17 protein-coding genes, 1 tRNA gene and 1 pseudogene are annotated in these 22709 nt (G+C 61.5%); 2 read left to right on the plus strand and 17 right to left on the minus strand.

Translation table 11 applies throughout. The features are described from left to right. Positions 1-88: 88 nt before the first annotated feature. Positions 89-165 (plus strand) — tRNA-Met (locus H1S03_RS02835). A gap of 408 nt (positions 166-573) precedes the next feature. Then, positions 574-3342, plus strand: a complete 2769-nt coding sequence (locus tag H1S03_RS02840) for a UvrD-helicase domain-containing protein (protein WP_249777796.1) — start codon at positions 574-576, stop codon at positions 3340-3342. Positions 3343-3518: 176 nt separating this feature from the next. Here H1S03_RS02840 and H1S03_RS02845 read toward each other — a convergent pair whose 3' ends face one another. From H1S03_RS02845 to H1S03_RS02925, 17 genes and pseudogenes are all read right to left on the minus strand, one after another. After that, positions 3519-3686: a hypothetical protein gene (locus tag H1S03_RS02845; protein ID WP_249777789.1), complete on the minus strand. Its 168-nt coding sequence runs from the start codon at positions 3684-3686 to the stop codon at positions 3519-3521. Next, positions 3673-3924, minus strand: coding sequence for a hypothetical protein (locus H1S03_RS02850; protein WP_185803080.1), 252 nt, complete (start codon positions 3922-3924; stop codon positions 3673-3675). Before H1S03_RS02850 ends, H1S03_RS02845 begins: the two co-directional genes overlap by 14 nt. Then, positions 3924-4598, minus strand: coding sequence for a YcbK family protein (locus H1S03_RS02855; protein WP_185803081.1), 675 nt, complete (start codon positions 4596-4598; stop codon positions 3924-3926). The genes H1S03_RS02850 and H1S03_RS02855 overlap by 1 nt, the downstream gene beginning before the upstream one ends. 69 nt (positions 4599-4667) lie before the next feature. Further along, a complete protein-coding gene (locus tag H1S03_RS02860; protein WP_185803082.1) occupies positions 4668-4976 on the minus strand; it encodes a hypothetical protein in 309 nt (102 codons plus the stop codon). 32 nt (positions 4977-5008) lie between these two features. Further along, a complete protein-coding gene (locus H1S03_RS02865; protein WP_185803083.1) occupies positions 5009-6085 on the minus strand; it encodes a DUF2793 domain-containing protein in 1077 nt (358 codons plus the stop codon). A 10-nt stretch (positions 6086-6095) separates the two neighbouring features. Continuing rightward, positions 6096-10064, minus strand: coding sequence for a baseplate multidomain protein megatron (locus tag H1S03_RS02870; protein WP_185803084.1), 3969 nt, complete (start codon positions 10062-10064; stop codon positions 6096-6098). Between the two features lie 9 nt (positions 10065-10073). Next, positions 10074-10517, minus strand: coding sequence for an NlpC/P60 family protein (locus H1S03_RS02875; protein WP_185803085.1), 444 nt, complete (start codon positions 10515-10517; stop codon positions 10074-10076). Next, positions 10517-11401, minus strand: coding sequence for a DUF2163 domain-containing protein (locus H1S03_RS02880; RefSeq protein WP_185803086.1), 885 nt, complete (start codon positions 11399-11401; stop codon positions 10517-10519). The genes H1S03_RS02875 and H1S03_RS02880 overlap by 1 nt, the downstream gene beginning before the upstream one ends. Further along, positions 11398-12024 (minus strand): DUF2460 domain-containing protein, encoded by a 627-nt coding sequence (locus tag H1S03_RS02885; RefSeq protein ID WP_185803087.1) that lies wholly within the window; start codon positions 12022-12024, stop codon positions 11398-11400. The genes H1S03_RS02880 and H1S03_RS02885 overlap by 4 nt, the downstream gene beginning before the upstream one ends. A 47-nt stretch (positions 12025-12071) precedes the next feature. Beyond that, positions 12072-12674: pseudogene (locus tag H1S03_RS02890) on the minus strand (ParB/Srx family N-terminal domain-containing protein); the annotation flags it as partial. 481 nt (positions 12675-13155) lie between these two features. Next, on the minus strand, positions 13156-14070 hold the full coding sequence (locus H1S03_RS02895; protein ID WP_185803088.1) for a hypothetical protein: 915 nt from the start codon (positions 14068-14070) through the stop codon (positions 13156-13158). Further along, complete coding sequence (locus H1S03_RS02900; RefSeq protein WP_185803089.1) at positions 14067-15068, minus strand: exonuclease domain-containing protein; 1002 nt, start codon at positions 15066-15068, stop codon at positions 14067-14069. Before H1S03_RS02900 ends, H1S03_RS02895 begins: the two co-directional genes overlap by 4 nt. Positions 15069-15161: 93 nt before the next feature. Continuing rightward, entirely contained in the window at positions 15162-15545 is a 384-nt protein-coding gene (locus H1S03_RS02905; RefSeq protein ID WP_185803090.1) for a hypothetical protein, read from the minus strand. Further along, positions 15542-20437 (minus strand): DEAD/DEAH box helicase, encoded by a 4896-nt coding sequence (locus tag H1S03_RS02910; RefSeq protein ID WP_185803091.1) that lies wholly within the window; start codon positions 20435-20437, stop codon positions 15542-15544. The genes H1S03_RS02905 and H1S03_RS02910 overlap by 4 nt, the downstream gene beginning before the upstream one ends. Positions 20438-20554: 117 nt before the next feature. Beyond that, positions 20555-21247 carry an RES family NAD+ phosphorylase gene (locus tag H1S03_RS02915; RefSeq protein WP_185803092.1) on the minus strand — a complete coding sequence of 231 codons (693 nt, stop codon included), beginning with the start codon at positions 21245-21247 and terminating at the stop codon, positions 20555-20557. Continuing rightward, positions 21241-21654, minus strand: coding sequence for an MbcA/ParS/Xre antitoxin family protein (locus tag H1S03_RS02920; protein WP_185803093.1), 414 nt, complete (start codon positions 21652-21654; stop codon positions 21241-21243). Before H1S03_RS02920 ends, H1S03_RS02915 begins: the two co-directional genes overlap by 7 nt. Before the next feature lie 79 nt (positions 21655-21733). Next, complete coding sequence (locus H1S03_RS02925) at positions 21734-22387, minus strand: hypothetical protein (protein WP_185803094.1); 654 nt, start codon at positions 22385-22387, stop codon at positions 21734-21736. Between the last annotated feature and the right edge of the window lie 322 nt (positions 22388-22709).

Raw genomic sequence — 22709 nt, forward strand, 5'->3', positions numbered from 1 at the left:
GATGGTACTGCGTCTCAAGACGTGGGAGAGTAGGTCACCGCCAAACCTGTCAATACCTCCTCCGCTCTCTTATGATGAATGATTTTGGCGCGGGGTGGAGCAGCCCGGTAGCTCGTCAGGCTCATAACCTGAAGGTCACAGGTTCAAATCCTGTCCCCGCAACCAAAAATACCAAGCAATACCAAAGCCTTAGGCCTCGCATCTCGCGGGGCTTTTTGCTTATGTGCATTCCACCTCAACGCCACCTCAACGTTTGGCGAGTCCTCCAGCGAATCGACGGTTTCGTGCACTTTGAACCGTGGTAAGCAGCGTTAGGAACGGTGGCCGATCACGGTTGAAGTCAATGGCAGGGGCAGCCCAAGCTCTCGTGCAAAGACGACGAGGGCCAGATCATTGATTCGATTACAACAACGCCCCTTGCTTGGACTCTTTGTGAACCCCTTTGGCAAAACGGCCAAAGCACTGGAGCTCAATGGGGACCTTCTCCAGATCACCAAGGGTCGTCGCAAGCAGTCTCTGACCCTTGAAGCTGTGAATGCGGCGCCAGTGGTTCGGAAGGGCGCGTTTGGTGCCATGCTGACGATCCCTTCTGATTCTGGCGGCGATGTGGTTCTCAAGGCCGCGGCCAAAGTTGAGGCAGCGGCGTTTTCCGAAATCTTCAAAGCCGCTTGGATCCGCTTCAATCGTGCTGCCCTCGAAAAGGAAGCGAGCCGGTTTGATCGCATTCATGCAGGTGTCCAGGCGCTGGCGCACCCAAGCCGCTATCCGGCGGCGTGCCAGATTGCGCCCCTTTTGGATGATGCGCGCGCTCTTGATGCGTCGTTGTTGTCAAAGCTCCAGCCCGAAGCCATCGGCGCCGATGGGTCCAAGCGTATTTCGGTCATTCAGCAATTTGCCACGCATCCGCAGACGGCACGGTCCAAAAGCATCGCTGCCTTCGTCGATGCTGAATTGGACCACTGGAAAGACTTTTTCGACACGATCGAGAGCCAGCCTCTGACGCCAGAACAGCGACTTTCGGTCGTGGTGGATGAAGACGCGACACTGGTCCTTGCCGGGGCAGGATCCGGCAAGACCAGCGTGATCACTGCAAAGGCGGCCTATCTGCTCAAGGCTGGCATCCGTGAGGCCGAGGAAATCCTGCTGTTGGCATTCGCAAAGAACGCAGCGGAGGAGATGTCCGAACGCGTTGAGGCACGGTCGGGCGTACCGATTGTTGCGCGAACGTTCCACGCGCTTGCCTATGACATCATTGGGATCGTTGAAGGATCAAAGCCCGCGTTGGCGGATCACGCCACCGACGACATGGCCTTCAGCAATCTGATCAAGCAAATCCTGAAGGACCTCGTCCACAAGTTGTCAGACGTGTCGCAGGCAATCATCCAGTTTTTCGCGCATTTCCTCGTTGAGCCCAAAACCGAATGGGACTTCAAGAACAAGCATGACTTCTACACCCACATGGAAAGTCAGGATCTTCGCACGCTTCAGGGTGAAAAAGTCAAAAGCTATGAAGAACTCCAGATCGCCAACTGGCTTTACGAAAATGGTGTCGAATACGAGTACGAGCCCGTCTACGAGCACAAGATCCCGGAGACCGGCAGACGCGATTACCAGCCTGATTTTCGCCTGACCGAAAGCGGTATCTACATCGAGCATTTTGGTGTGCGTCGTCAGAAAATGGCGGATGGCAGCGAGCGGCTGGTCACGGCCCCGTTCGTGGAGCGCGAGCCATATTTGGCTGGCATGGAGTGGAAGCGTCAGGTCCACGCCGATCATGAAACCACCCTGATTGAGACCTACAGCTATGAGCGGCAGGAAGGTCGTTTGCTGACAGGCCTTGCGGAAAAGCTTGCCCCGCATGTGACCCTGAAGCCCCGCCCAGCCGACACAATCTACGACCAGATCGTCGAGCTCAACCAGGTGGATGATTTCTCGAAGCTGCTGGGAACCTTCCTTCGCAAGTTCAAAAGCGGTGGTTACAGCCTCGACGACTGCGAAACCAAATCCGACCGGATGAAGCTCGGTAAACGTGCCAAGGCTTTCTTAGACGTCTTTGCGCCGGTCTTTGAGGAATACCAGAAGCGCCTTGAGGGGCGGATCGACTTTGAGGACATGATCCTCCGCGCCGCGCAATACGCCGAGACCGGCCGCTACGTCAGCCCGTTCCGTCACATACTGATCGACGAATTCCAGGATATTTCGCAAAGCCGTGCGCGGCTGGTGAAAGCGCTGAAGGCCCAGCAACCGGACGCACGCATCTTTGCCGTCGGCGACGACTGGCAGTCGATCTTTCGCTTTGCCGGGTCCGACATTCACCTCATGCGCCAATTTGGAGCCGAATTTGGCGGCACGTTCGACAACGCCTCGGGCGTGCACCGTACAGTCGATCTTGGTCGAACCTTCCGGTCGGTCGACCAGATCGCTTTTGCGGCTAGAACCTTCGTGCTTCGCAACCCCGCCCAGATCGAAAAGCAGGTCATCCCGGCTAGCACAGCAACAGAACCAGCCATCAGTATCGTGGCTGTGCCGCGTGCAGAGGATGAGCGAAAGCTGTCTGACGTCCTCGCCGCATTATCGACACGGCCAAACACAGACGCCAAGCCAGCAAGTGTGCTGCTGCTTGGGCGATACCGTTTCAATGAACCACGCATGCGCGATTTGCGGCGCCGGTTCCCGCGCCTGCAAATCACCTTCAAGACCATTCACGCCTCGAAAGGCCTGCAAGCCGATCACGTGATCCTCCTGAATGCCGACAGCGGTCGGATCGGATTTCCCTCGGAGATCGTTGACGATCCTCTGCTGACTCTCGTCTCACCGGAAGAAGAGGCATTTGAGAACGCTGAAGAACGGCGTGTCATGTATGTCGCCATGACACGGGCCAAGTATACCCTGACACTTCTCGCCTCGCACTCGCGCCCGTCGTCCTTTGTCACCGAACTCAGGAAGGATCCTGCTTACGACATAGCTGCAGCACCCGATGCGGAACCCGACGTTCATGTTTGCGGAGAATGTGGTGGGCGGTTGCTGGGCGTGACCGGGAAAGACGGGCGCATCTGGTATCGTTGTGAGCATGTTCAGCATTGTGGAAACCTGCTGCCCGCATGCCCGTCCTGCGGTACCGCTTTGCCACGCCAGGCGGAAGGCACGACCGAGGTTCGATGTGGTTGCGGGGTCAGTTATCCAAGCTGTCCAGACTGCAAAGATGGCTGGCTGGTCGAGCGCAAGGGGAGATACGGAGGGTTCCTCGGCTGCGTTCGCTATCCGACCTGTGTTGGCAAGGCGAAGATCGCGACGGCAAAACGGCCCGCCGCCTCCAAGCCGAGGCGTCGGAAACGGCCCTGACATGGGTGCACAATTGTGCCCATTCCCACACGCGCCAGAGGGAGAGGTCGCATGTCACCATGTCCGTGCAGCGGCGCGCTGCCATTCTTTGAACTTGTGAATCCGCGAAACGGACCGGGCGTGCAGTTGCGCTCGAGGTTTCGGGCGTTTCCCGCAGGCCATTTTCTCGCCCCTTTTCATCGGCAAGCCCGCGCCTGGTCGCGCAACACGGCGTAGTCGCTGAGCATTCGGACCACGACCGCACCCTCTGGCATGGCGGCCACCTCGGCTGCGGCGCGCGCCTCGTCGGTGGCGCTGTAGGGCACCACAGGCGGACATGACGCGCCTGCGTCAGAACCGACCATCGCGCAACCGCTCAACCAAAGCATCGCGGTCAGCGGGACGGCGGCTGGCAGCATCAAGCATCTGGCGTTGAATGGCATGGGTTTTCTCCGATTTTTGCAACCGTTCCGCCAGCCGCCCAGCGCGTTCACCGGCGCGGCGCAGATTCAGAAGGAACAGGGTGATGGTGATAGCAACCAAAGCCAGGCCCAGCGCCTTGCGCGCCGGGCGGCTGGCAAGGATCGCTGCAATCCAGGCCATCACCGCTGCCCTCGCTTCCAGTCATCAAGGCGGGCGTAGATCGTAACTGCGATGCCTCCGAGCGCCACGGCAATGAACACCCAGCGCAGGGTGTCGAGATACGGGACCAGCGGCAGGATGGCAGTCTGCGTGTCGGCCAGCACCTGCTGTGCCACTTCGACCCCGGCCGCGCCAACTGTCGCCACACCCGCTGCACCGCCGCCTTTCATGGTGCGGCTCTGCGCCAGAACCTCGCGCGCAGGCGGGGTTTCGGCTGCAGATGCCGTCGCCCGGACCGGGAACCGCTCGCCCCAATGCCGTGCCGGGCCGAGGTCGACGTGCATGAACCCGGCTCGCGGGTAGAAGCCGAAGCCAAGGAACCCAACCTCCCGCGCCGCCGCCTCGAAGGCTACCGGGTCGTGGTTCGACATAGCAATATCGAACGCCGCACCGTCCATGTGCTTGGACCGGGTGGCACCGCCGACGGCGCGGTTGTGCTCGGGGCTGCGGTAGGCGGAACGCACGATCAGCGGCTTGCCCAGAAGGACCCGTAGCGCCTGCAGCTTATCGAGCGCGGGCTCGTTGATCAGCAGCTTGCCGGTGCCCCGGCAGGCGATCTCGGCGGGCGAGAAGTTCGGCCAGCGCCAGGCTCTTTCAGGCACATCCCGCCAATGGTCGTAAAAGATCGTGGTCATGGGGTCCTCCAAGAACAAAAAACCGCCACAGGAGCGGTCGAGGTAAAGGTCGATAAGGCGGGCGGATTGTCAGTCGCCGCCGCCGCGCTGGAACGCTTCGAACATCAGGGCGCGCATGGCATGGATGTCGGCCTCGATCCGGGCCAGCCGGTCGGCGTCGGTTTTTCGGTCTTCCGCGCGCTGGCGCTCGATGCGGTTGCGCTCGGTGAGCAGTTCGCGGTCAAGCCGGGCGAGCATGGCGTCGTTAGTAAATGCCTTGCGCGCGACGGAGGCCAGCAAGGCGATTGTGCCGCCGATCAGAGCGGTGATTGCGGCCGTCAGGCCATGGTCGCGGAAGGCCGCGCCAACCTCCTGCGCGAGGGAGTTCCGGTCTGTCATAGTGCTGTCTTTCAGTGATCTGCGCAGGGGCGTCAGCCGATCTTCGAGCCCCAGAAGGACGTCTGGTCGGCCGCAAAATATCCGTCCTGAGCGCGGAAAGTGCCCTGCAGCTCGACGGTATCGCCCGCCGTCAACGGCACCATGGTTTGCAGGCCAAGCGCGGTGGCGAGTGACACATGCGCGCCGCCGATCTCGCCGCCTGCGCCCCGAATTTCCGTGGTGCCGTTCAGCACCAGCCGCCCGCGCATGCGGGCCGCGGTGCTGGCATTGGCCTTGTAGAGCAACGTCGCGCCAAAGAGATAGGTGCCGTCCGTCGGGGCCACGAAATAGTTGTTCGCGGCATCAAACGCGCCCTGATCGTTGTAGTCGGTGTTGTTCAGGCCGATCTTGGTCCAGGTCCCGACGCCCACGTAGTTGTCATAGTTGGTATAGGCCTTGAAGCGCGGCAGCTGGGGCTGATCGACGATGCCGGTGGCGTTATCGACGCTGAGTCCGTCGAAGAAGGTGCTGCCATCGGCCGAGACCGCGACGCGGAATCTGTCGGAGCCGAAGATCCCAACCAGCGCCTTGGTCACGAAGCCGGTCTGCAGCGTGAGCCCGAGATCGTCGCCTGCGGTCTCCTTGTTCATGGTGTAGAACAGATCGCCGGTGCCGCCCTCGGCCACGGTCTTCGCCGTCCAGAGCGCGGCGTTCAGCTTGGCCGAGAACGGGTTTGATGCATCGGTGTTTGTTCCGAGGCCCAGCAATGATAGATTTTGCAAAGACGCAGGCGTGGTGCCGACCCATGCGGAGCCATCGTAAACGAGCAGCAATTTCTCGTCCTCGACCCATGCGCGCCAGCCGGTCCGGGGCGGCAGGCGAAGCCAAGCCCCATCGGTCCAGAGCGCCACGTTCAGGTCCCAGCCAGCCCAGTCGCCGGTCGCGCCGGAGGCGACGATGTATCGGTCGCCGTCTGCGGGGCTGCCGGGCGGCGCGGTCAGGTCCCGGTCGAGGACGGAAAGTTGCACAAGCCCGTCGAGCAGCCGTAGGGCCTCGTTATGGGTGACATGCTTTTGTGCCTGCGCCGCCAGGATGTAGGGCAGCAGCAGGTTGGTCGTGGCATCGGACATGAGAGGACCTTCAGAGTTGGAGCGTGATGGTGTTGGCGGCCCCCCGACCGACAAGGGCGGAGAGCTGGAAGATTCGGACATCAAGCGTATCGCCGGGCGCGAGCAGTGCGCCCCAATCGGCGGTCTGCTGGGCGGCGGTGTAGACCGCGCTTGTCGTGGAGGTGGTCAGCACCCGCTTGACCGTGCTGCCATCGAGGATCTCGACCTCATAGGCTTCCAGCTCCTCGGCGAGTGGTACGTCAAGCCCACCCCAGCTGTCGGCGGCGAGCGCTCTTGATCGGCGCATCCAGCGGATTGTTAGATTGCCAGGCATGCGTGGCCTGCGCCATGGCTGCTCGACATGGGCCACAGAGAATGGTTGGAGCCCGATGCCAGCGGGCGTGAATGTCTGTGCGACATAGGTCTCGTCGCTGACCGGGCGGCTGGCTGGGCCGATGCGCCAGTTCCACGGCAGCCCCAGATCACCCTCGGCGATTGGCAAGGATGCCAAAGCCTCGTCCAGCACCACAACCCGCGCGCCTGCCGGTGCCGGATTGGCCATTGGGCCTTCCGTACCGCGCTGGCCGCGCAGAAGGCGTGTCAGGCGATACCGGCTTGGTGCGATCAACTCCGCCTTGCCCGCCTGCAGGATTTCCCAGACACCCGGCGCACTTTCAATTGCCAGTGCGTTGGCACCGCCGAATAGCGTCAGATCCGTGACACCTTCCAACATGCCGGAGAGCAGATCGACCTCCAGTGTATTGCCGAGATCAAAGCGCGACGTGGGGCCTGCGAAGAAATCCGAGACCAGCGTTCCGATGCGGGCGCGACCGCCAAAGGTGGTCAGAAGCTCGAACCCATCGCTTGAGGGGCTGCGGAACACGGCCATCTCGCCGGGCCAAGGAGTGGCGTGCGTTGCGATGAGCGGGCGATGCGCCGGTTGGCCCTCGGTCAGCTGCGGCAGATCTATGAGCACCACCTCGGGCGCTCCGAACACCACGGCTTTTGACAAGGACGATGGGCGTGGCGATCCGGGTGGCAGGTCGTGGGCTTCGCGGTCCTGGCGAACGGCTTCGATCCCACGGGCCTCTGCATCGGCAATTGAGATGAGCCGGAGCGAGATGTGCCGCTCATCATGGCTGAGCGTCACGACGTCCGCCGGATCAAGGGCCAGTCGCGAGGGTGGCAGGCGAAACGCGGCCGTCTCTCGCCCGGTCCAGGCTTCCATCAACGCGCGGCGGCAGCGCCGTTCGGCTTCCTCGGGCGGGACCGCCATGGGGAAGCTCTCTGAGGCAATGCGCGTGGTGTCCACGGTGATGCGCCACGCCTCGACAAGCGCCGCGTCGTAGTCCTCGTCAGCTCGGGCCACTTGCCATTTGAGCGCTTGCGGCAGTTCGGTTTCCTGGCCCCGCGTCAGTTCCAGTACATCGCCCTCACGAGCGGACACCAGATCGTCGGGCCCGAGGGTTGCGACGGCGGCCCGCCCGCGCATGACAAAGCGGATCATGCCCTCGGTCTCGACCGCATCGAACCCGAAGTGACGCGACAGGGTAGTGATTGATGCGCGCGGGCTCTCCAACGCGCCAATGGCATAGCCCTCGACGGCACCCCAGAGGCCGGTGACATCAATCCGGGTCTCGGGCAGCCCCGCGCGCAGGCAGAGGTGACGCACGAGGGCGGCCAGCGCCACGGCTCCAAGGCGACCGTTCAACCAATGCCCCAGCCGCCAGTTTGCCCCATCGGTCCAGACGTCGGTGAGTTCGGGAAAGAACGGATAAGGCCGCGCGTCCCATGTCCAGGCGGCGCATTCCGGCACATGCACCATGCGGTCGCCATAGGCCGGTGACACCGGGTTGTGCGCGGCGTCGCGCCAGAACAGACAGGTGGCCTCGAGATAGGCGCGCTGGATCGTGTCATCGCGCCAGCCGCGTGAGAAATACGGCGTGATGTTCTCGGAGGATTTGGGGTCGGAAAAGACGTTCGGCCGGTTGGTGCCCCGGTCGATGGCGGGACAGCCCAGCTCGGTGAACCAGATCGGCTTGGACCCCGGCATCCATGCTGTGGGCGTTGCGCTCTCCACCCCGCCGGGACGGTTATAGTGTGCGTTCGACCACCAACTGCGCAGATCCTTATAGCGGAAAACCCACGGCTTGGCGGTGCTGCCATCGCTGATCGGCGTGCGAACTTGCGCCGCGCGATCAGCGTCGGAGGCGTAGAACCAATCGAAGCCTTCGCCGCCCGCGATGTTTCCCTGCAGGTAGGCCCGGTCGTAAATCGCGGGCCAGCCCTCGACCGCGTCCGCATGCTCAAACCCGTCGCGCCAGTCCGACAGCGGCATGTAATTGTCGATGCCGACGAAATCGATCTCCGGATCGGCCCAGAGCGGGTCGAGGTGAAAGAACACGTCGCCAGAGGTATCGCCCGGCTGGTGCCCGAAGTATTCCGACCAGTCAGCGGCATAGCCGATCTTCGTCCCGGACCCGAGGATGGAGCGCACATCCGCGAGCAGATCCCGATACGCCTGCACGGCGGGATAAGTGCTGGCACCCGAGCGGATCGTGGTCAGCCCTGCCATCTCGGTGCCGATGAGGAAGGCGTCAACGCCGCCCGCCGCTTTGCAGAGATGGGCATAATGCAGCACCATGCGGCGCAGGCCCCAATCGCCGGAGGGCCCGGTCCAGCTGACGTTCTCGCCAGAGGTACTGAAGTTTGCGGGCGTTGCCGCGCCGAAGAGCGCGGACACCTGCGCGGCCGCGGCTGCGGTTTTGTCCACTGTCCCGGCATACCCCGCGGCCGGAGAGCAGGTGATCCGCCCCCGCCATGGGAAAGCGGGTTGGCCGATCTCGGCAGAATTATCACTGTAGGGGTTCGGCAGTGTGCTGTTGGGCGGCACATCCATCAGGATGAAGGGATAAAGGGTCACCCGGAGCCCGCGCGCTTTCATCTCCCGAATGGCCTGCACCACTGCGAAATCAGCGGGCGTGCCGCCATAGACCGGGCGCTCCTGAGCGTCTCGACTCACAAGCATGGCATTGGCGCGGCTCACGCCATTGACGCTCCATGTCTGCGGCGTAGTGGTCTTCTCCAACACCTCGACGCCGGGCCGCACCTTGCAATTGCCTGCGCGCAGATCATCGCCGAACCAGGCCACGACCAGTGACACGCTCTCCACCGCAGGCGCCATGGCCTGCAGCCGGTCCAGCGCCACCACCATGTCGGCGGTGTCCGACACCGCGTTGAGGTTCTCGGGCGTTTGCGCGCCGCCACTGCCCCTGCGGATGCCTTGGGTGGCGTAACTGAACTCGCCCGACGCGGGGATCATGGTGACGGCGCGAGTCAGCCCCTCGGCCGTGTCCGCGTCCGCCAAAGGCCGAAACACCTCGAAACTCATCTGCGGGATGCGGTTGCCGTAATCCCCCAGTGGCAGATCCTCGAACACGACATAGGCGGTACCGCGATAGGCGGGTGTGTTGGCCGCCCCCATCTTCGCCGACAGGAACGGGTCCACTGGCTGCGCCTCATCGCCCGGATACCAGCGCCAGGTGACCCCGGCAGTGTCCAGCAGCTTGCCATCGGCCCAGATGCGGCCAACCCCAGTGATCGGGCCCTCGCACAATGCGACCGCAAAGGAGGCGTAATAGAAATACTCCGTGCTTTGGACCTTGCCACCTCCGCCGCCACCCTTGCCGCCTCCTTGCGTGGTGGTCCTGGTCTCCTCGCGGAAATCCGTGGCCCAGATGATATTGCCACCGACCCGCATGCGGCCATAGACGCGCGGGATCACTGCGCCCTCGGTGGCGGAGGTGATGCGCAGATTGTCCATCCGCGCGCCCTCGATCCGTTGGGTGGGGGCCAGCGACGAAATGATCCAGCTGTCGACCACGGAGCCGATGGTGGAACCGACAAAGCCGCCGATGGGGATGGCGCTGACACCAAGGATCGTACCGCCGATGCTGCCGCCAATAGCGGCACCGGCAGCACCGAGAACAAGACTGGCCATGGGGTGATCTCAGGGTTGGGGAAAGAGGAAAGCGAAAGCGATACGCCGCCGCCAGGAGGGGGTGAGCGGTTCCTCGATCACGCCGAGCCGCTCGTAGGCGTGGAGGAAGGTGCCGGGCCCGGTGAGGATCCCGACATGCTTGGCAATGGCGCGTGGGGCCATGCGGAAGAGCACGAGCGCGCCGGGACCGGCGTCAGATGATGCGATCTCTGACATCATGGCCCGCGCCCCATCCGCCAAAACCTCGCGCGGGCCGGTCTCACCCCAGTCGCGGCTGTAGGGCGGGATCGGGAACGGCTCGGGGCCGACGACCTCGCGCCAGACGCCTCGGGCGAGGCCAAGGCAGTCGCAGCCGACGCCGCGCAAGCTGGCCTGATCGTGATATGGCGTGCCAAGCCAAGCGCGCGCGGTTGCAATGACCCGCGCGGGATCCGCTGCAACGACCGGGGACATCACAATACGCCCCCTTCGTGTCCGCCATCTTTGTTGGCGTAGCGCAGAATGGCATCTTGGCCGGGAATATGGGGAAAGCCACGGAAGTTGGTGGTGTTAGCGAACTTCGCGCCACAGGTCTCGATCCGCTTGTCGCAGCCCGCACGGACAATAAAGGCGTCGCCCTCAGCGATGGGCCGCACCGGTGCTTCGAGCAGTGTTAGCCCCGCGTCACCATCGATGACATCATGGGCGATTACTTCCGCGCGCCGCCCGGCATTGGCCCCGCCGGTCCACTCCACCGTGCCGAAGGTAAACCACCCGAATGTAAAAGCGCCCAGCCCTGAGGCGGTGAACGCCCGGTCGCGCTGCAGATTGGTGACCGTGCCGATGCCCCTGAACACTGGATTGCCCAGATCCACCCCGCAGCGGGCATCCCCCAAAGCCGCATCGCAGGTCCCCTGGAACGTGCGCCCGACCGTCTGGCCCAACACATGGGCGAGACTCCGGACTTCGGCGACAAACGCCAATCGCCCGCGGCGGATCTGGCCAATGGCACCGCGGCGCATCAGCACACGCTGGCCGGTCTTGGCCCAGTTCACCCGCCAGACCTCGACCTCCGCGTTGTCCCAGCGGCCGTCGAGGATGTCGGTCTCGGTGATGCGGTCCGAGGTCAGCACGCCCTCTGCGTCTTGTGCATCGACGGACAGGTCCGAGCCGGAACGCACCTCGGACGCCGTGAGCCCGCTCTCGGGTTCGAAGTCGGTGCCGTCAAAGCTGAGGGTTCGGTCATGATCGGTGAAGCCAAAGGTGATGCCATCGGCCCTTCTGATGCGCCAGCACCACGCGAGCGTGGTCGTGCCCTCGTCCAGATGGGCCTGAAGATCAGGGGTGAGGGTCTTCATCTGCGGATCTCCAGCAGCGGGATGGATGTGATTGAGCCCAGCCGCTCGAGGTCGAGCGTCACGTCGAGGGCGTCGGTGTCGAAGCGGACCGGTACGTCGAAGGCGAAACCTGCAGTTATCGCGTTGCCCGCGCCCGGTGCGACGCTGAAAGTGACGACGCCGGTTGTGCTGTCGACCGACCAGCCCGAAACCTGCTCTGCGCCGTCGAGGGATATCCCGACACTGCCCGCGACTGGCTTTGCAATCGTCCGCGTCCAGGTCTGGCTGCCCGAAGCGTAGTGTTTGACCAGCTGGAAGGCGGTCATCGTGCCATCGCCGGTGCCAATTACCTGATCGGTGGGCGATGGCGTTCCCGAGGGCAGGCAGGACTTGTGGTCACCCCAGTCCTTGAAGCGAAATCCGTGTAGCCGCCCGTTGCGCGCCTCGAAGAAGGCGACCACCGCCGCCAGATCGTCGGCCCGGCGGATGCCGTAGGCGACATCGTAGCGGCGACGCGAGTTGGCCCAGCTGGCGTTGCGTTCCTCGTCGCCGGAAGCGAGCTCCACGATCTGGGTCCGCCGCTCCGGCCCGCCGCGCGCGCCGCGACTTATATTGTCTGGAAACCGGACCTCATGAAATGCCATCACATGCCTCTTCTGCCCAGCGACACCGCGCGGGCGATGTCCGCCGCCACCATCAGCAGAGGGGTCACATCGTCTAGCAACCGCCCGACCACATCGGCGGAAGTGCTGTCGCCGCATATCAGCCGATGCGATCCCAGCTGCCAAAGGTCGCCCGGAACGGACACCGGCGTGGCAGGTGGTTCGGGCATGTCATACTCGCCCTCGACCGGGCCATCGCCGCCCAGCGCATCCGGATCCTGCAAAAGCGCGTCCAGATCGGCGTTGGTGATGCCCAGCAGCGACAGGTCGAAATCCTTAGCCAGCAACCCCGCGATCTCATCACGCAGCATGGCCTCATCCCATTCGCCAAGCTCGGTGAGCTTGTTATCCGCGATGCGATAGGCGCACCGCTCGGCTTCATCCAAGTGCCCGAGGCGGATCACCGGCACGTCGGTCAGGCCCAGCATCGTTGCGGCCAGCACCCGGCCGTGGCCCGCGATCAGCTCGCCATCGTCAGCCACCATGCAGGGCACGGTCCAGCCGAACTTCGCCATGCTGGCCGCGATCTTGGCCACCTGGTCGTCGCCGTGCATCTTGGCATTGCGGGCATAGGGGCGCAGCCGGTCAATCGGCCACGTCTCGATCTCGCTTGGTGCGAAGACAAGGTCCATGGGAGGGCTCTCATTTTAGGCGGGGTGGACATGCCGAGCCACGCGGCCAAGGCCGTGAGATCGGGATCCGTGATGTCAGGAAAACAAAAGCGCCCGCGAGGGATTTCCTCCGGGCGCTATTCTTCGATGATTAATAGGTAGGTCAAGGGGGGCAGCTTTGTCAAACGAAAACCGCCTGGAATCAACGGCTTCCGGACAGGTGGCTTCCGCTGGCTGGCTTCTTGTTCAGGTGGCTTCTCTGGATTCCCAGGGTGGATTCTTGACAAAAATAGTAAAATCCACCCTGAGAGTTGAACAGGCCAGCGTAAGCTTCTGTAATATAGTGACTTTATTCCGTCACGCCGCTGAGGTGGCTTCCGCCTGGATTCCCCGGTGAAGAAGCCAGTCGCTAGCAAAATGCCGCGCTGCGCCCCCCCGTATAAGGATCACGCCCGGGAGGAACCAAGGCATGGGGGGTAGCAGAACTCGCAACCGAAGCCCGCTATTGAATGCGCATCTGCGTTGGGTCAAATTCCAGCGTAAGTGTTTCCCATTGCTCATATTGATCAGGCGGCAGCTCAAAGCCATTTGCTCCGCAACGTATTATGGCTCTCCGCGCGGCTTCATACGCTTGTCTCGCCGCCGCTTCGCTCGTTCCGTTATGAGACAACATCGTGATGCTGTTGACGTCAGGCATACCGTTTTCTTCCAGACTGACAGAAACCCTGATATTCACCTGGAGCGCTTCGGCCGACAGCGATCCAACATTCCAACACCTTTGAATTGTACTCGCCAACGCAGCACTGCTTGCAACATCAAAGGTGGTGTCGGCATTCTGTGCTGAGTCCATATCACTTGAAGTGTCGGTTGTCTGAGACGTGTCCGCGTTGGGTGCCGCTGCCGCATCAACCTCTGGATCATCAAAAGCGCCCTGAAGCTTGAGGTTGAGAGCTGCTCCTGCAATTGCGCTGAACGTCGTGATTTGAACTGGGTCAGGATCCGAACTTCCAGGTCCCCAAGGCAATAGAACAGAACGCAAAAGGCTGCCTTCGCAGTAGACATCAGTGTGGATTTGTTCGCCATTCAACATGATGCGAAAACGTCCAACGGGCCCCCTTTGATCCTCAAGGGTCCATACCTCGGAAAAGGGCATGATATTGGACACGGCCGCGCCAAGGTTGATGGCGGATTGTAGTGCTCCTCTGCAATATTGAGCGGTCTCGAATTCTTCACCGACCTCACCGCGTCTGAGCGTTTCATCCAGAAGGCCAGGCGCAGCCTCCAACAGCTTCTCAGCTTCAGCAATGCCTTGCTCCGCCATTCCGGTCGCAATATCCGCATAGATGTTCTGTGCTTGTGCCGTCGATACAATCATCGCAGTAGCGGAAGCTAGGACTAGAAATTTTGTTCGGTTCATTCGGCAACACCTCCTGATAGCAGATTTTTAAATTCACTTTCCCCCATGATCCGAATGGGATGACCAGCATCGCGCATTTCTTCCGCTTTGCGGTGCTTACTGCTTTTGGCGTGCCCGGCAAGGACGGTCAGGTCCTGATCTCCGACGACCAGATGCGTTGTCTTCTTTGTGACCCCGGCCTTTACGGTCATTCCGGCGTGGGCAGCCAGGTTTGCGGCTTCGCTTCGCGACATGCCCAGCGCACCTGTGAAGACCACGATTGATCCGGCCAATGTCCCATTAGGATCACCGTCCATAGTGATTGCAGCTGGATAGCTCTTTTTCTTTTTGGGGGCGGGCTTGATCAGTTCCTCAAAGGGAAGTCGAAGATGAGTTTCGGCGTGCAGCACGACCATCGCCGCGGCACGCGCGTCTTCGCCAGCGTCATGATGATGGAACTGGAGATCCAGCGTGCGCTTCAGGTTCGCCAGCCCGTGTCCGCCGTTCCCCTTCAACTCTGGCCAAGCACGTCGCGCAATCCTGACGCTGTCACTCCAGCGAAGGTCCGGGGTGTCGATCCCGCAGAAACCACAGGCGGCATTCATAGCCCGCTTGTCGAAGTTGCTGTGCTGAACGAGGTGATGATTTGTCAGCAGCTGCAGCATCGACCCCAACGCATCGGGGAAATGGGGCGCATTGGCGACATGATCAGGTCCGATGCCGTGCAGCTGTATGTTGAACGGGTCAAATCGTGTGCCTGGATTGACCAGCATCGAGAAGGTCTGGATCTGATTGTCGGGCTGAACACAGGCCAGGCCGATCTGGCAGATGCTGGCCACATCGCTACAGGCGGTTTCAACGTCCAGTGCGATGAAGCGGAAGCTGCCCTCCGGCACGCGGTCTGCGTGGGCGAAGGCAGGTCTGGGAGAGGGGCGGGCGGTTTCTGGCGTCCGCTGGCCAGTAGCGGCAGTTTGAGACGATTCCGGGGTTCGGCCGAACAGCCAGTTAAAAAGCGCCATGGGACACCCTTTCTGAACAATACCGCAACGGGCCGAATGGATCCGGGCGGCATTCTGCTTTTGCCCAAAAGACCCGGCGTGCCAGATGGGCAGTCATGGCGCGCATAGTTTGGCGTCCTCCAGCGTGTTCGCGTAGATCAGGCAGGTTTCCACATCATCCAATCGCGCCGCCATCCCCCTCGCGATTTCGAGGTTCTCGTTGAAATCGTCGACCAGCTCGTTGTGTCGTCGCAGCAGGGCGTCATGGGCCTCGGTGCATTCGGTCACGTTGGATCGGCAGGTGAAGCCTTCGTAATCGCATTGGTAGCGGTCGAAACACGCGGCGTTTTCATTCACGCACATTCCGCTGCTGGAGCAGACCGTTTCGCCAAAACCAAGGCAGGCACCGCGGTCGCCGTAGGAACAGCTGAAGCCCTGTTGCGCAAGCGCGCCAGACGGGATCAGCGCGAGGGTGATGAGCAGCGTTTTGAGGTTCATTCCGGCAGGTCCAGTTTCGGCAACGCGTCCACGATCTTCATCGTCTCCAGGCTCACGGTGATGACCCGCTGGAACAGCTCCAGCGGATAGGCGGGGTTGTTCATGGTCTCATTGGCGTAATCATTGGCGTCGTTGACGATGCCGCTGGCCTTGTCGGTCTTGACCACCTGGCGCTCCATCACCCATTCCAGCGCGGGCTTGCCGTTGACAACATAGTCGTAGGCCTCCAGCGGGATATCGGTCATGGTGATGTTGGCGTTGTAGATCACCGTGGTCTTGTCCTTGTCGCGGGCCTTGCCGCCGAACTTCATCTTGGTCACGCGGTAGAAGGCCTCTGCGTCTCCCACGTTCCACAGCTCGGGCGTGCCCTGCTTGTAGGTGACGGGGTATGGCTCCACCGTTTCGTAATTGACGTGGAGATCGCCCAGCGCGCGACCGGCGTCCGCAAAGGCGCGGAAATCGGCGTAGGTTTTCACGCAGGGAATGCGGGGCAGTTCCTTGGTCAGGTTATCGGCGTAGCGGTCGCGGTAGTCGGGCGAATGCAGCAGGCCGTAGACGTAGTAGAAGATGTCCTCCTTGGTGATCTCATCGCCCGGATAGGCCGCGTGGAAATGCGCCAGCCCGGCATCGGTGATCGCGTCGCGGCGCTGGAGGCCGGAGGACTGGCCTTCGAACAGGCCGCCCGGTTCCTCGTCCTGCTGGTCATAGAGGTAGAGAGGGAAACATTGGGACCCGGCCTCCATCGCGTTGAAGTCGAACAGAGTTTCGAGCAGGCAAACTGAAAACCCACGGGAGCCGCCGTTTCCGGTTGTGGCTATAATCATGTTCTCTGCAACGCCTTTGGGAAACAGACGTTCATTCTGATACATCATCTCGTTCAGATGACGATCATAATAAATCCACTGCTTGGCGAATGGCCGGTATGTCGCTTTTACAACGTGTTCCTCCTTAAAATCTATAGTGCGACCGCGCGTGACGCTATTCAATAGCGCTCTCGACCAATTTATCCTGGAACCATCACGCAGAACATGATCCTTAGCTTGCCTTAGCTGGCCTTTTAATTTCAGCCTTTCAACTTCGGAATTGTAGCGCGTAACCATGCCAGAGATATTGGAGATCAATTGACTCCGAGAGGAACCGTAGCACCACGCATCGCGGCTCGTGAGGATACCCTGCGAGAAATTACCAAACAGCGATATAGAAGACTTGTCCTTCTTATTCCCGATTGGGATGAACGCATCGAAACTGGTGTCACGCTGGTTCAGCCAGTCGTTTTTATCATCCGGCGTGATCCGCTGCCATCTTTCCGCATTACTGATTGCCTTCACTGCTCCAAAGTCGCGGATGATCGCCAATTTCTGCTTCTGGTCCAGATAGTCGCCGATGTCATGGAAGAAGATCCGGCCATGCTCAGTGGCAACTGGGTTCTTGACAAAGACACTGATGGCGATCGGTGCGCGGCTGCCCGACCCGAATATCTTGCCGCCTTCCTTGCGAGACCGTTCGCCGCTGGTGCGCTGATTGCCGCGAAGGTGGAAAACATAGAGATCCGTAAATTCCCTCGCCAAGCAGGCACGCATCCCATCCGCGGCGTTGCTTTCGACCCAGCCCGCGTTTGTGACATAGGCGACGACGCCGGCATCCCCTATACGGTCCGAAGCCCAGCGAATGCCGCGAACGTAGCTGTCATAAAGCGCCGTCTTGAGGTGTGCGTCAGATGCCGCCGCGTAAGTTTCGCGGATGCGCTTATCAAGACCCGCGTAGCTAACATTCGCGTTGTTGTCGTTCTCGCTACCTTGCCCTTTCGAATACGGCGGGTTGCCAACGATCACCCGGATATCCAGCTCCTTCTGCCGGGTGCGGCGTTCGGAGTTGTCGGGCATGTAGAGCGCGAGCTCGTCGTCGCCCTCATACATCTGGAAGGTGTCGGTCAGGCAGATCCCCTCGAAGGGCACGTATTCATGGCTTTCCGTGATCCCCTGATAGACCGCCTCGATGTTGATCGCGGCGATGTAATAGGCCAGCAGCACGATCTCGTTGGCGTGGATCTCGTGGCGGAACTTGTGCTCCAGTTCCTCGGGCGCGATCAGGCCCGATTGCAGCAGCCGGGTGATGAAGGTGCCCGTGCCGGTGAAGGGGTCGATGATGTGGACGCCCTTGGACCCCAGTGTCTGGCCGAAATGCTCCTGCAACATTTCGTTGACCGAATGCAGGATGAAATCGACGATCTCGACCGGCGTATAGACGATGCCCAGCTTCTCGGTCGTGCGGGGGAAGGCGTTGCGGAAGAACTTGTCGTAAAGCTCGACGATCAGCTTTTGCTTGGCCTGCGGATCGGTGATGCCCTGCGAGCGCATCTTGACGCTGGCGTAGAACTTTTCGAGGTCCTTGGACTCCTTGTCGAGGTTGGCCTCGTTCAGCACATCCAGCACGCGTTGCATGGCGCGTGACACGGGGTTTTCGGCGGTGAACTTGTGCCCCTCGAACAGGGTCTCGAACACGGGCCGGGTGATGATGTGCTGGGCCAACATCTCGATGGCGTCGCCTTCGGAGATGGTGTCGTTCAGATCGTCGCGCAGTTCGGCCAGAAACCCGTCAAAGGCGCGGCGCGGGTCGCTGTCGGGGTCTTTCAGCAGCGCGGTCAGGCGGGTGATGTGGCTTTTGGCGATTTCGGCGATGGAGGCGGACCAATCCTCCCAATAGTCGCGGGTGCCGCATTTCTTGACGATCTTGGCCATGATGGCGCGGGAGAATTCGTCGATGGAGAAAGTCATCTCCGTCTGGGTCGGTCCCGGGCCCTCGATGACCTCATCGCCGTTGCCACCGCTGTCCGAGCCGATGCCCGAACCGGCAGCCTTGGTCTTCGTTGGCAGCGTGTCGACAACGGCGGTGACGGATCGGAGCTCTTCGGACTCGGCGTTGATGCCGACGATCTCGACGGTATCGCTGATATCCTGCCCCAGCGACATCTTGTTGATGGTGCTGTCAAAGCGTTCATCATGGGCGCGCAGCGCGTTCAGGATCTGCCAGACGACGCGGTAGCGCTCATTGTCGGCCAGTGCCTGTTCGGGCGGCACACCGGCGGGAACGCCGACCGGCAGGATGACATAGCCCATCTTCTTGGTGTCGGTCTTGCGCATGACGCGGCCAACCGATTGCACCACGTCGATCTGGCTTTTGCGCGGGTGCAGGAACATGATCGCATCGAGGGCGGGCACGTCGACACCTTCGGACAGGCAGCGCGCGTTCGTCAGGATGCGGCAGGTGTTCTCGCCTGCGTCGGCCTTCAGCCAATCCAGGAGGGCGCTGCGCGTTTTGGCGTTGAAGGTACCGTCGACGTGTTCGATTTCGCACTGGAGGTGGTCTGAGGCAGGTTCATCGTCGATCAAGCCGTCCTGGCCCAGATATTCATCAACCACGGCGGTGAATTCATCGCGGATCAGCTTGGAGCTGCGAATGTCCTTGGCGAACGCCAGCGCGCGCCGCATCGGATGGGGATCGGCGGTGACGTCGGTCTTAAGGTCGATCTTGGTCAGCGCCTTGTAACAACCGATGATTTTGGTGGCATCGTCCAGCACCAGTTCGCTGCCCGCATCGCCGAGCCGTTTTTGCACCGCGGCACTGACCAGCCCCTCGTCCATCGCCAGGACGATGACCTTGTAATCGGTCAGCAGACCGTTCTGCACCGCCCAGCCAAAGCCGCGATAGAACAGGGTTTCGCCAAAGAGGTCGGGGTTGTCCATTGATGCGAGTTCAGCACCAACCTCGTCGGCCTTGCTGCGAACGTTATCTCCGAAGATCCGGGGCGTGGCAGTCATGTAAAGACGTTTGCGGCCCTCGACATGATCATCGCTGTGGATTTTGACAAAGTTCGACTCTTCCTCGCCACCAAGTGTCGCGCCGGTCGTTCGATGGGCCTCGTCACAGATGATGAGGTCGAATGCAGGCAGGCCCGCTTCCTGCGCTCGGGTCAGAGTGACGATGGACTGATAGGTCGAGAAGATGACGGTCATCCGCTCGGGATCGTCCTCGCGCGCATTTTCGGCAACCTTGGCCGGATCGGTGGTGGCTGGAAACGCCAAATCGTGGATCTCGATCTCGGCCACGTCATCGGTGCTTTTGCGGCGCTTGCCCACATGGGCATCGGAGCAGACGGCAAAAGCACGGATCGGCGTTTCGGTGTCATTGGTCCATTCGCGCACCGTCTGGGACATCAGCGCCAGCGACGGCACCATGAACAGAACGCGCTTGCCTTTGCCCGCGATGGTCTCGGCGATCTTCAGTGAGGTGAACGTTTTGCCCGTGCCGCACGCCATGATCATTTTGCCACGATCGGCCGCAGCCAGGCCCCTGCTGACGTCTGCAAGTGCATCGCGCTGATGCTGCATAAGGGTTTTCTTCGCCGCCAAGACGATCTCGCCCCGTGCCTCGAAGATCGTCCAGTCGATCCGGCTTTCCCGCAGATCGGTCAGCCCGATCCGGACAACAGGGATTGCCTGACCGCGGATCATCTCCTCGGCATTTGTCCCCCACTCTTGTTCTGTCGTGTCGAGAACGACCCGCCGACGGAACGGGTCCTTGCCAGAGGCCGAGATGAAGCTGTCGATATGCGATTTCTGGATCCGTGTATCGGCGGCATAGAATTTTGCCTGGATCGCAGCGAAGCCATCCTCGTTGCGCAGTTTGGCGACAAGGTCGATCCCGACATCCTTGCCGTCCCAGCCGTTCGCCTGCGCCCATGCGGACCACGACCAGACCGCTTCGTATTCTTCGGCCTGAACCGGGTCGTTCAGGAAGAAAGCAGAGGCAAGGCGTTCGAAGTACGTACCCTTTTCACGTTCGGTGACGGCTGCATCACGGTAAGATTGAAGAATTCGATCAACAGCAGTCATAAACGCCTCAAGAAAAACTTTTCGTCAGCTTAGCGTCGATCAGATTGCCGTGCGACCGATAATTACTGAACCTTTTGTAAGCTGATTTGAGGTCGCGCTATGAGGCAGTCCTCCGCTTTAGCGCACGCTCATAATCTCACCTGTATCCAGCTTTTTGACGTAATCGACCGCGCTGCCATTCCAGTGATATGCGTAATGCGCGCCTTGCGTCGGGATCGGCACGACATCGGGCCAGAATGCGGCGATGCAGCGGCCGCCTTGATAGCGCACACTGGGCCAAGTGATGCCATCGGAGCCCGCCGCGCGCCGCTCAGCGCCGAACACCTGTGAGGGGCGGTAGTTGTCGGGATCCAGCAGGTCGGCCATCCCCGTGACATCGTCCATGTCCGCGTCCACCGATCCGATCAGCTCGCGGAACTGCGATGTCCAGCCGGAGGCCTCATTCGTAGCCAGCATGGTTTTGCTGTGGTGGTGGATGGTTTCGGCGATAGCCACTTCGGTGCTGTCGCCTGCGTAATACAGACCATATGTCCCATCGGAGAACCGCCCCGGTCGAAGTGGCGAGCAATGAACAAACGCCGCCATCACCCAGCTTGCGCCCGGCCCGGTGACACGCCGCGCCACCGGCACCTTCGCCAAATCACCGATGCTGTCGCGGATGCGCGGGTTGAACTTGGCCTCAGCCGAGGCCAGTGCCTCCCAATCGGCAGGGTCAGCGATATCCTCGAAGAGGTCAATCGGCGGATAGATCGAGCGGATGATCCGGGCGCTGCGCGGCCAGACGACGCGGCGCGTGGGCGCTGTCACCATGCCCCGCGCTCGGCGTCCAGATAGCTGCGCAGGTCGATCAGGTCGGTGATCTCGCCGCGCATCATCACGTCGAGCGCACTTTGGCCGTTGAAGGCTGCGTTCGGCTTTCTGATCCACGCGTAACCACGCGCCGCATCGGTGAAGAGATAGCGCAGGCCCTTGTGAATCCCCATCAGGATTGCCATGCGCGCCCGCAAATCGCGGTCGATCCGGCCGATACTGCCGTCCTTCCAGCGGGCCCATGTGCGCTGGGCCATGTCGCCCAGCAAGGTGCGGGCCTCGATGTCGCTGAGCTGCCAGGCGCGGAACAGGTTCACGGTGGTGCGCGCGAGGGCGGCGGCCTCCTCATCCGTGATGGCGGGAAGGTCCGGTCGGGACGCGGTGGGTTCGATTGTGGCAAACTGCATGGCAAATCCTCTATGACACAAATATATAGGTTATATGCCATTTGACAAGATGCCGTTTCCAGTAAGGTCGATGCGACTCTCAGCGCCAAGGCCGCACTTTCGGCATCGCCGCCGTCACCTCGACCTCCCGCAGCATCCGCCCCATTATCAGCCCATCGCGCACCCAGTCCAGCGCCTGCCACCAATCCTCATAGCCGCGACGGGCGGAGGCGATCTGTTGCGGATGCGGCCGCCAGGTGACCGGGCAGGCCAGAACTTCGACCGTGCGCCATTTGCCCCGGGTCAGCACCCGTTCGGAGCCCACAACTTCCGTCACGGCCCGAACACCGTGCTGATTTTGCCGCGTCTCGACCGGCACACAGCGGGGAACAACGCCTGGCATCCAATCGGGGGTCAGCCCGACACGGGCCAGTTCCGCGATGCGGATTGCCATGCGGATGCCGCCCAGACTGTCGGGCATTGCGGCGACGGTGGCGGCAATCACCTCTGCATCCGCGTGGGTGTAGCTGCCCATCTTGGGCTGGCCGCCGTCGACCTTGCAGCCCAGCGCAGCACGCTGCATCAGGACATACTCCAGGCCAAATCCGAAGCCTTCCTCGACCACGTCCTTTGGTTGGGGCAATTCCAACTGTGCCTTTTCCACCCGGAACGCCCATTCCAGCGCTGCCTGCACGCCCAGCGCGCGTTTCACCTTTGCGCCACCGGCACGACCGATCCGTCCCTGCATGCTCATGGGAGCAATCCTTCAAACAGATTCATTTGCGCTGGGCCCTCCGGCTCTTGGCTTGGTCGCCAGATCCACGGGCCCGAGGCCATGGGCAGCTGCGAGAGTGTGCCACGCATGTGCTGCTGCCAGAGGGTGAACTCCGTTGCCGAGCAGGCGCAGAGCGCGATAATCGGACGAGGTAATCCCGGTAGCGTTGTCGAGAACCACGATGCGGCTGTCGTCCGTGTTAGGGGATTTGACAGGCCTAAATGGAGAAATGGTGCACTATTCTCACCTCTCGAAACACAAAATGCACTTGCGAGATTGCGTTGTTTCGATTCAGGCGTCC

It is taken from the genome of Pontivivens nitratireducens, from assembly GCF_014235845.1.
Classification (GTDB): domain Bacteria; phylum Pseudomonadota; class Alphaproteobacteria; order Rhodobacterales; family Rhodobacteraceae; genus Pontivivens; species Pontivivens nitratireducens.

What these genes read in the sequence shown, in the direction of transcription:
- H1S03_RS02840 (WP_249777796.1), top strand. Translation starts at nt 574, where the DNA reads ATGCTGACGATCCCTTCTGATTCTGGCGGCGATGTGGTTCTCAAGGCC.
- H1S03_RS02845 (WP_249777789.1), bottom strand. Translation starts at nt 3,686, where the DNA reads ATGGTCGGTTCTGACGCAGGCGCGTCATGTCCGCCTGTGGTGCCCTAC.
- H1S03_RS02850 (WP_185803080.1), bottom strand. Translation starts at nt 3,924, where the DNA reads ATGGCCTGGATTGCAGCGATCCTTGCCAGCCGCCCGGCGCGCAAGGCG.
- H1S03_RS02855 (WP_185803081.1), bottom strand. Translation starts at nt 4,598, where the DNA reads ATGACCACGATCTTTTACGACCATTGGCGGGATGTGCCTGAAAGAGCC.
- H1S03_RS02860 (WP_185803082.1), bottom strand. Translation starts at nt 4,976, where the DNA reads ATGACAGACCGGAACTCCCTCGCGCAGGAGGTTGGCGCGGCCTTCCGC.
- H1S03_RS02865 (WP_185803083.1), bottom strand. Translation starts at nt 6,085, where the DNA reads ATGTCCGATGCCACGACCAACCTGCTGCTGCCCTACATCCTGGCGGCG.
- H1S03_RS02870 (WP_185803084.1), bottom strand. Translation starts at nt 10,064, where the DNA reads ATGGCCAGTCTTGTTCTCGGTGCTGCCGGTGCCGCTATTGGCGGCAGC.
- H1S03_RS02875 (WP_185803085.1), bottom strand. Translation starts at nt 10,517, where the DNA reads ATGTCCCCGGTCGTTGCAGCGGATCCCGCGCGGGTCATTGCAACCGCG.
- H1S03_RS02880 (WP_185803086.1), bottom strand. Translation starts at nt 11,401, where the DNA reads ATGAAGACCCTCACCCCTGATCTTCAGGCCCATCTGGACGAGGGCACG.
- H1S03_RS02885 (WP_185803087.1), bottom strand. Translation starts at nt 12,024, where the DNA reads ATGGCATTTCATGAGGTCCGGTTTCCAGACAATATAAGTCGCGGCGCG.
- H1S03_RS02895 (WP_185803088.1), bottom strand. Translation starts at nt 14,070, where the DNA reads ATGAACCGAACAAAATTTCTAGTCCTAGCTTCCGCTACTGCGATGATT.
- H1S03_RS02900 (WP_185803089.1), bottom strand. Translation starts at nt 15,068, where the DNA reads ATGGCGCTTTTTAACTGGCTGTTCGGCCGAACCCCGGAATCGTCTCAA.
- H1S03_RS02905 (WP_185803090.1), bottom strand. Translation starts at nt 15,545, where the DNA reads ATGAACCTCAAAACGCTGCTCATCACCCTCGCGCTGATCCCGTCTGGC.
- H1S03_RS02910 (WP_185803091.1), bottom strand. Translation starts at nt 20,437, where the DNA reads ATGACTGCTGTTGATCGAATTCTTCAATCTTACCGTGATGCAGCCGTC.
- H1S03_RS02915 (WP_185803092.1), bottom strand. Translation starts at nt 21,247, where the DNA reads ATGGTGACAGCGCCCACGCGCCGCGTCGTCTGGCCGCGCAGCGCCCGG.
- H1S03_RS02920 (WP_185803093.1), bottom strand. Translation starts at nt 21,654, where the DNA reads ATGCAGTTTGCCACAATCGAACCCACCGCGTCCCGACCGGACCTTCCC.
- H1S03_RS02925 (WP_185803094.1), bottom strand. Translation starts at nt 22,387, where the DNA reads ATGAGCATGCAGGGACGGATCGGTCGTGCCGGTGGCGCAAAGGTGAAA.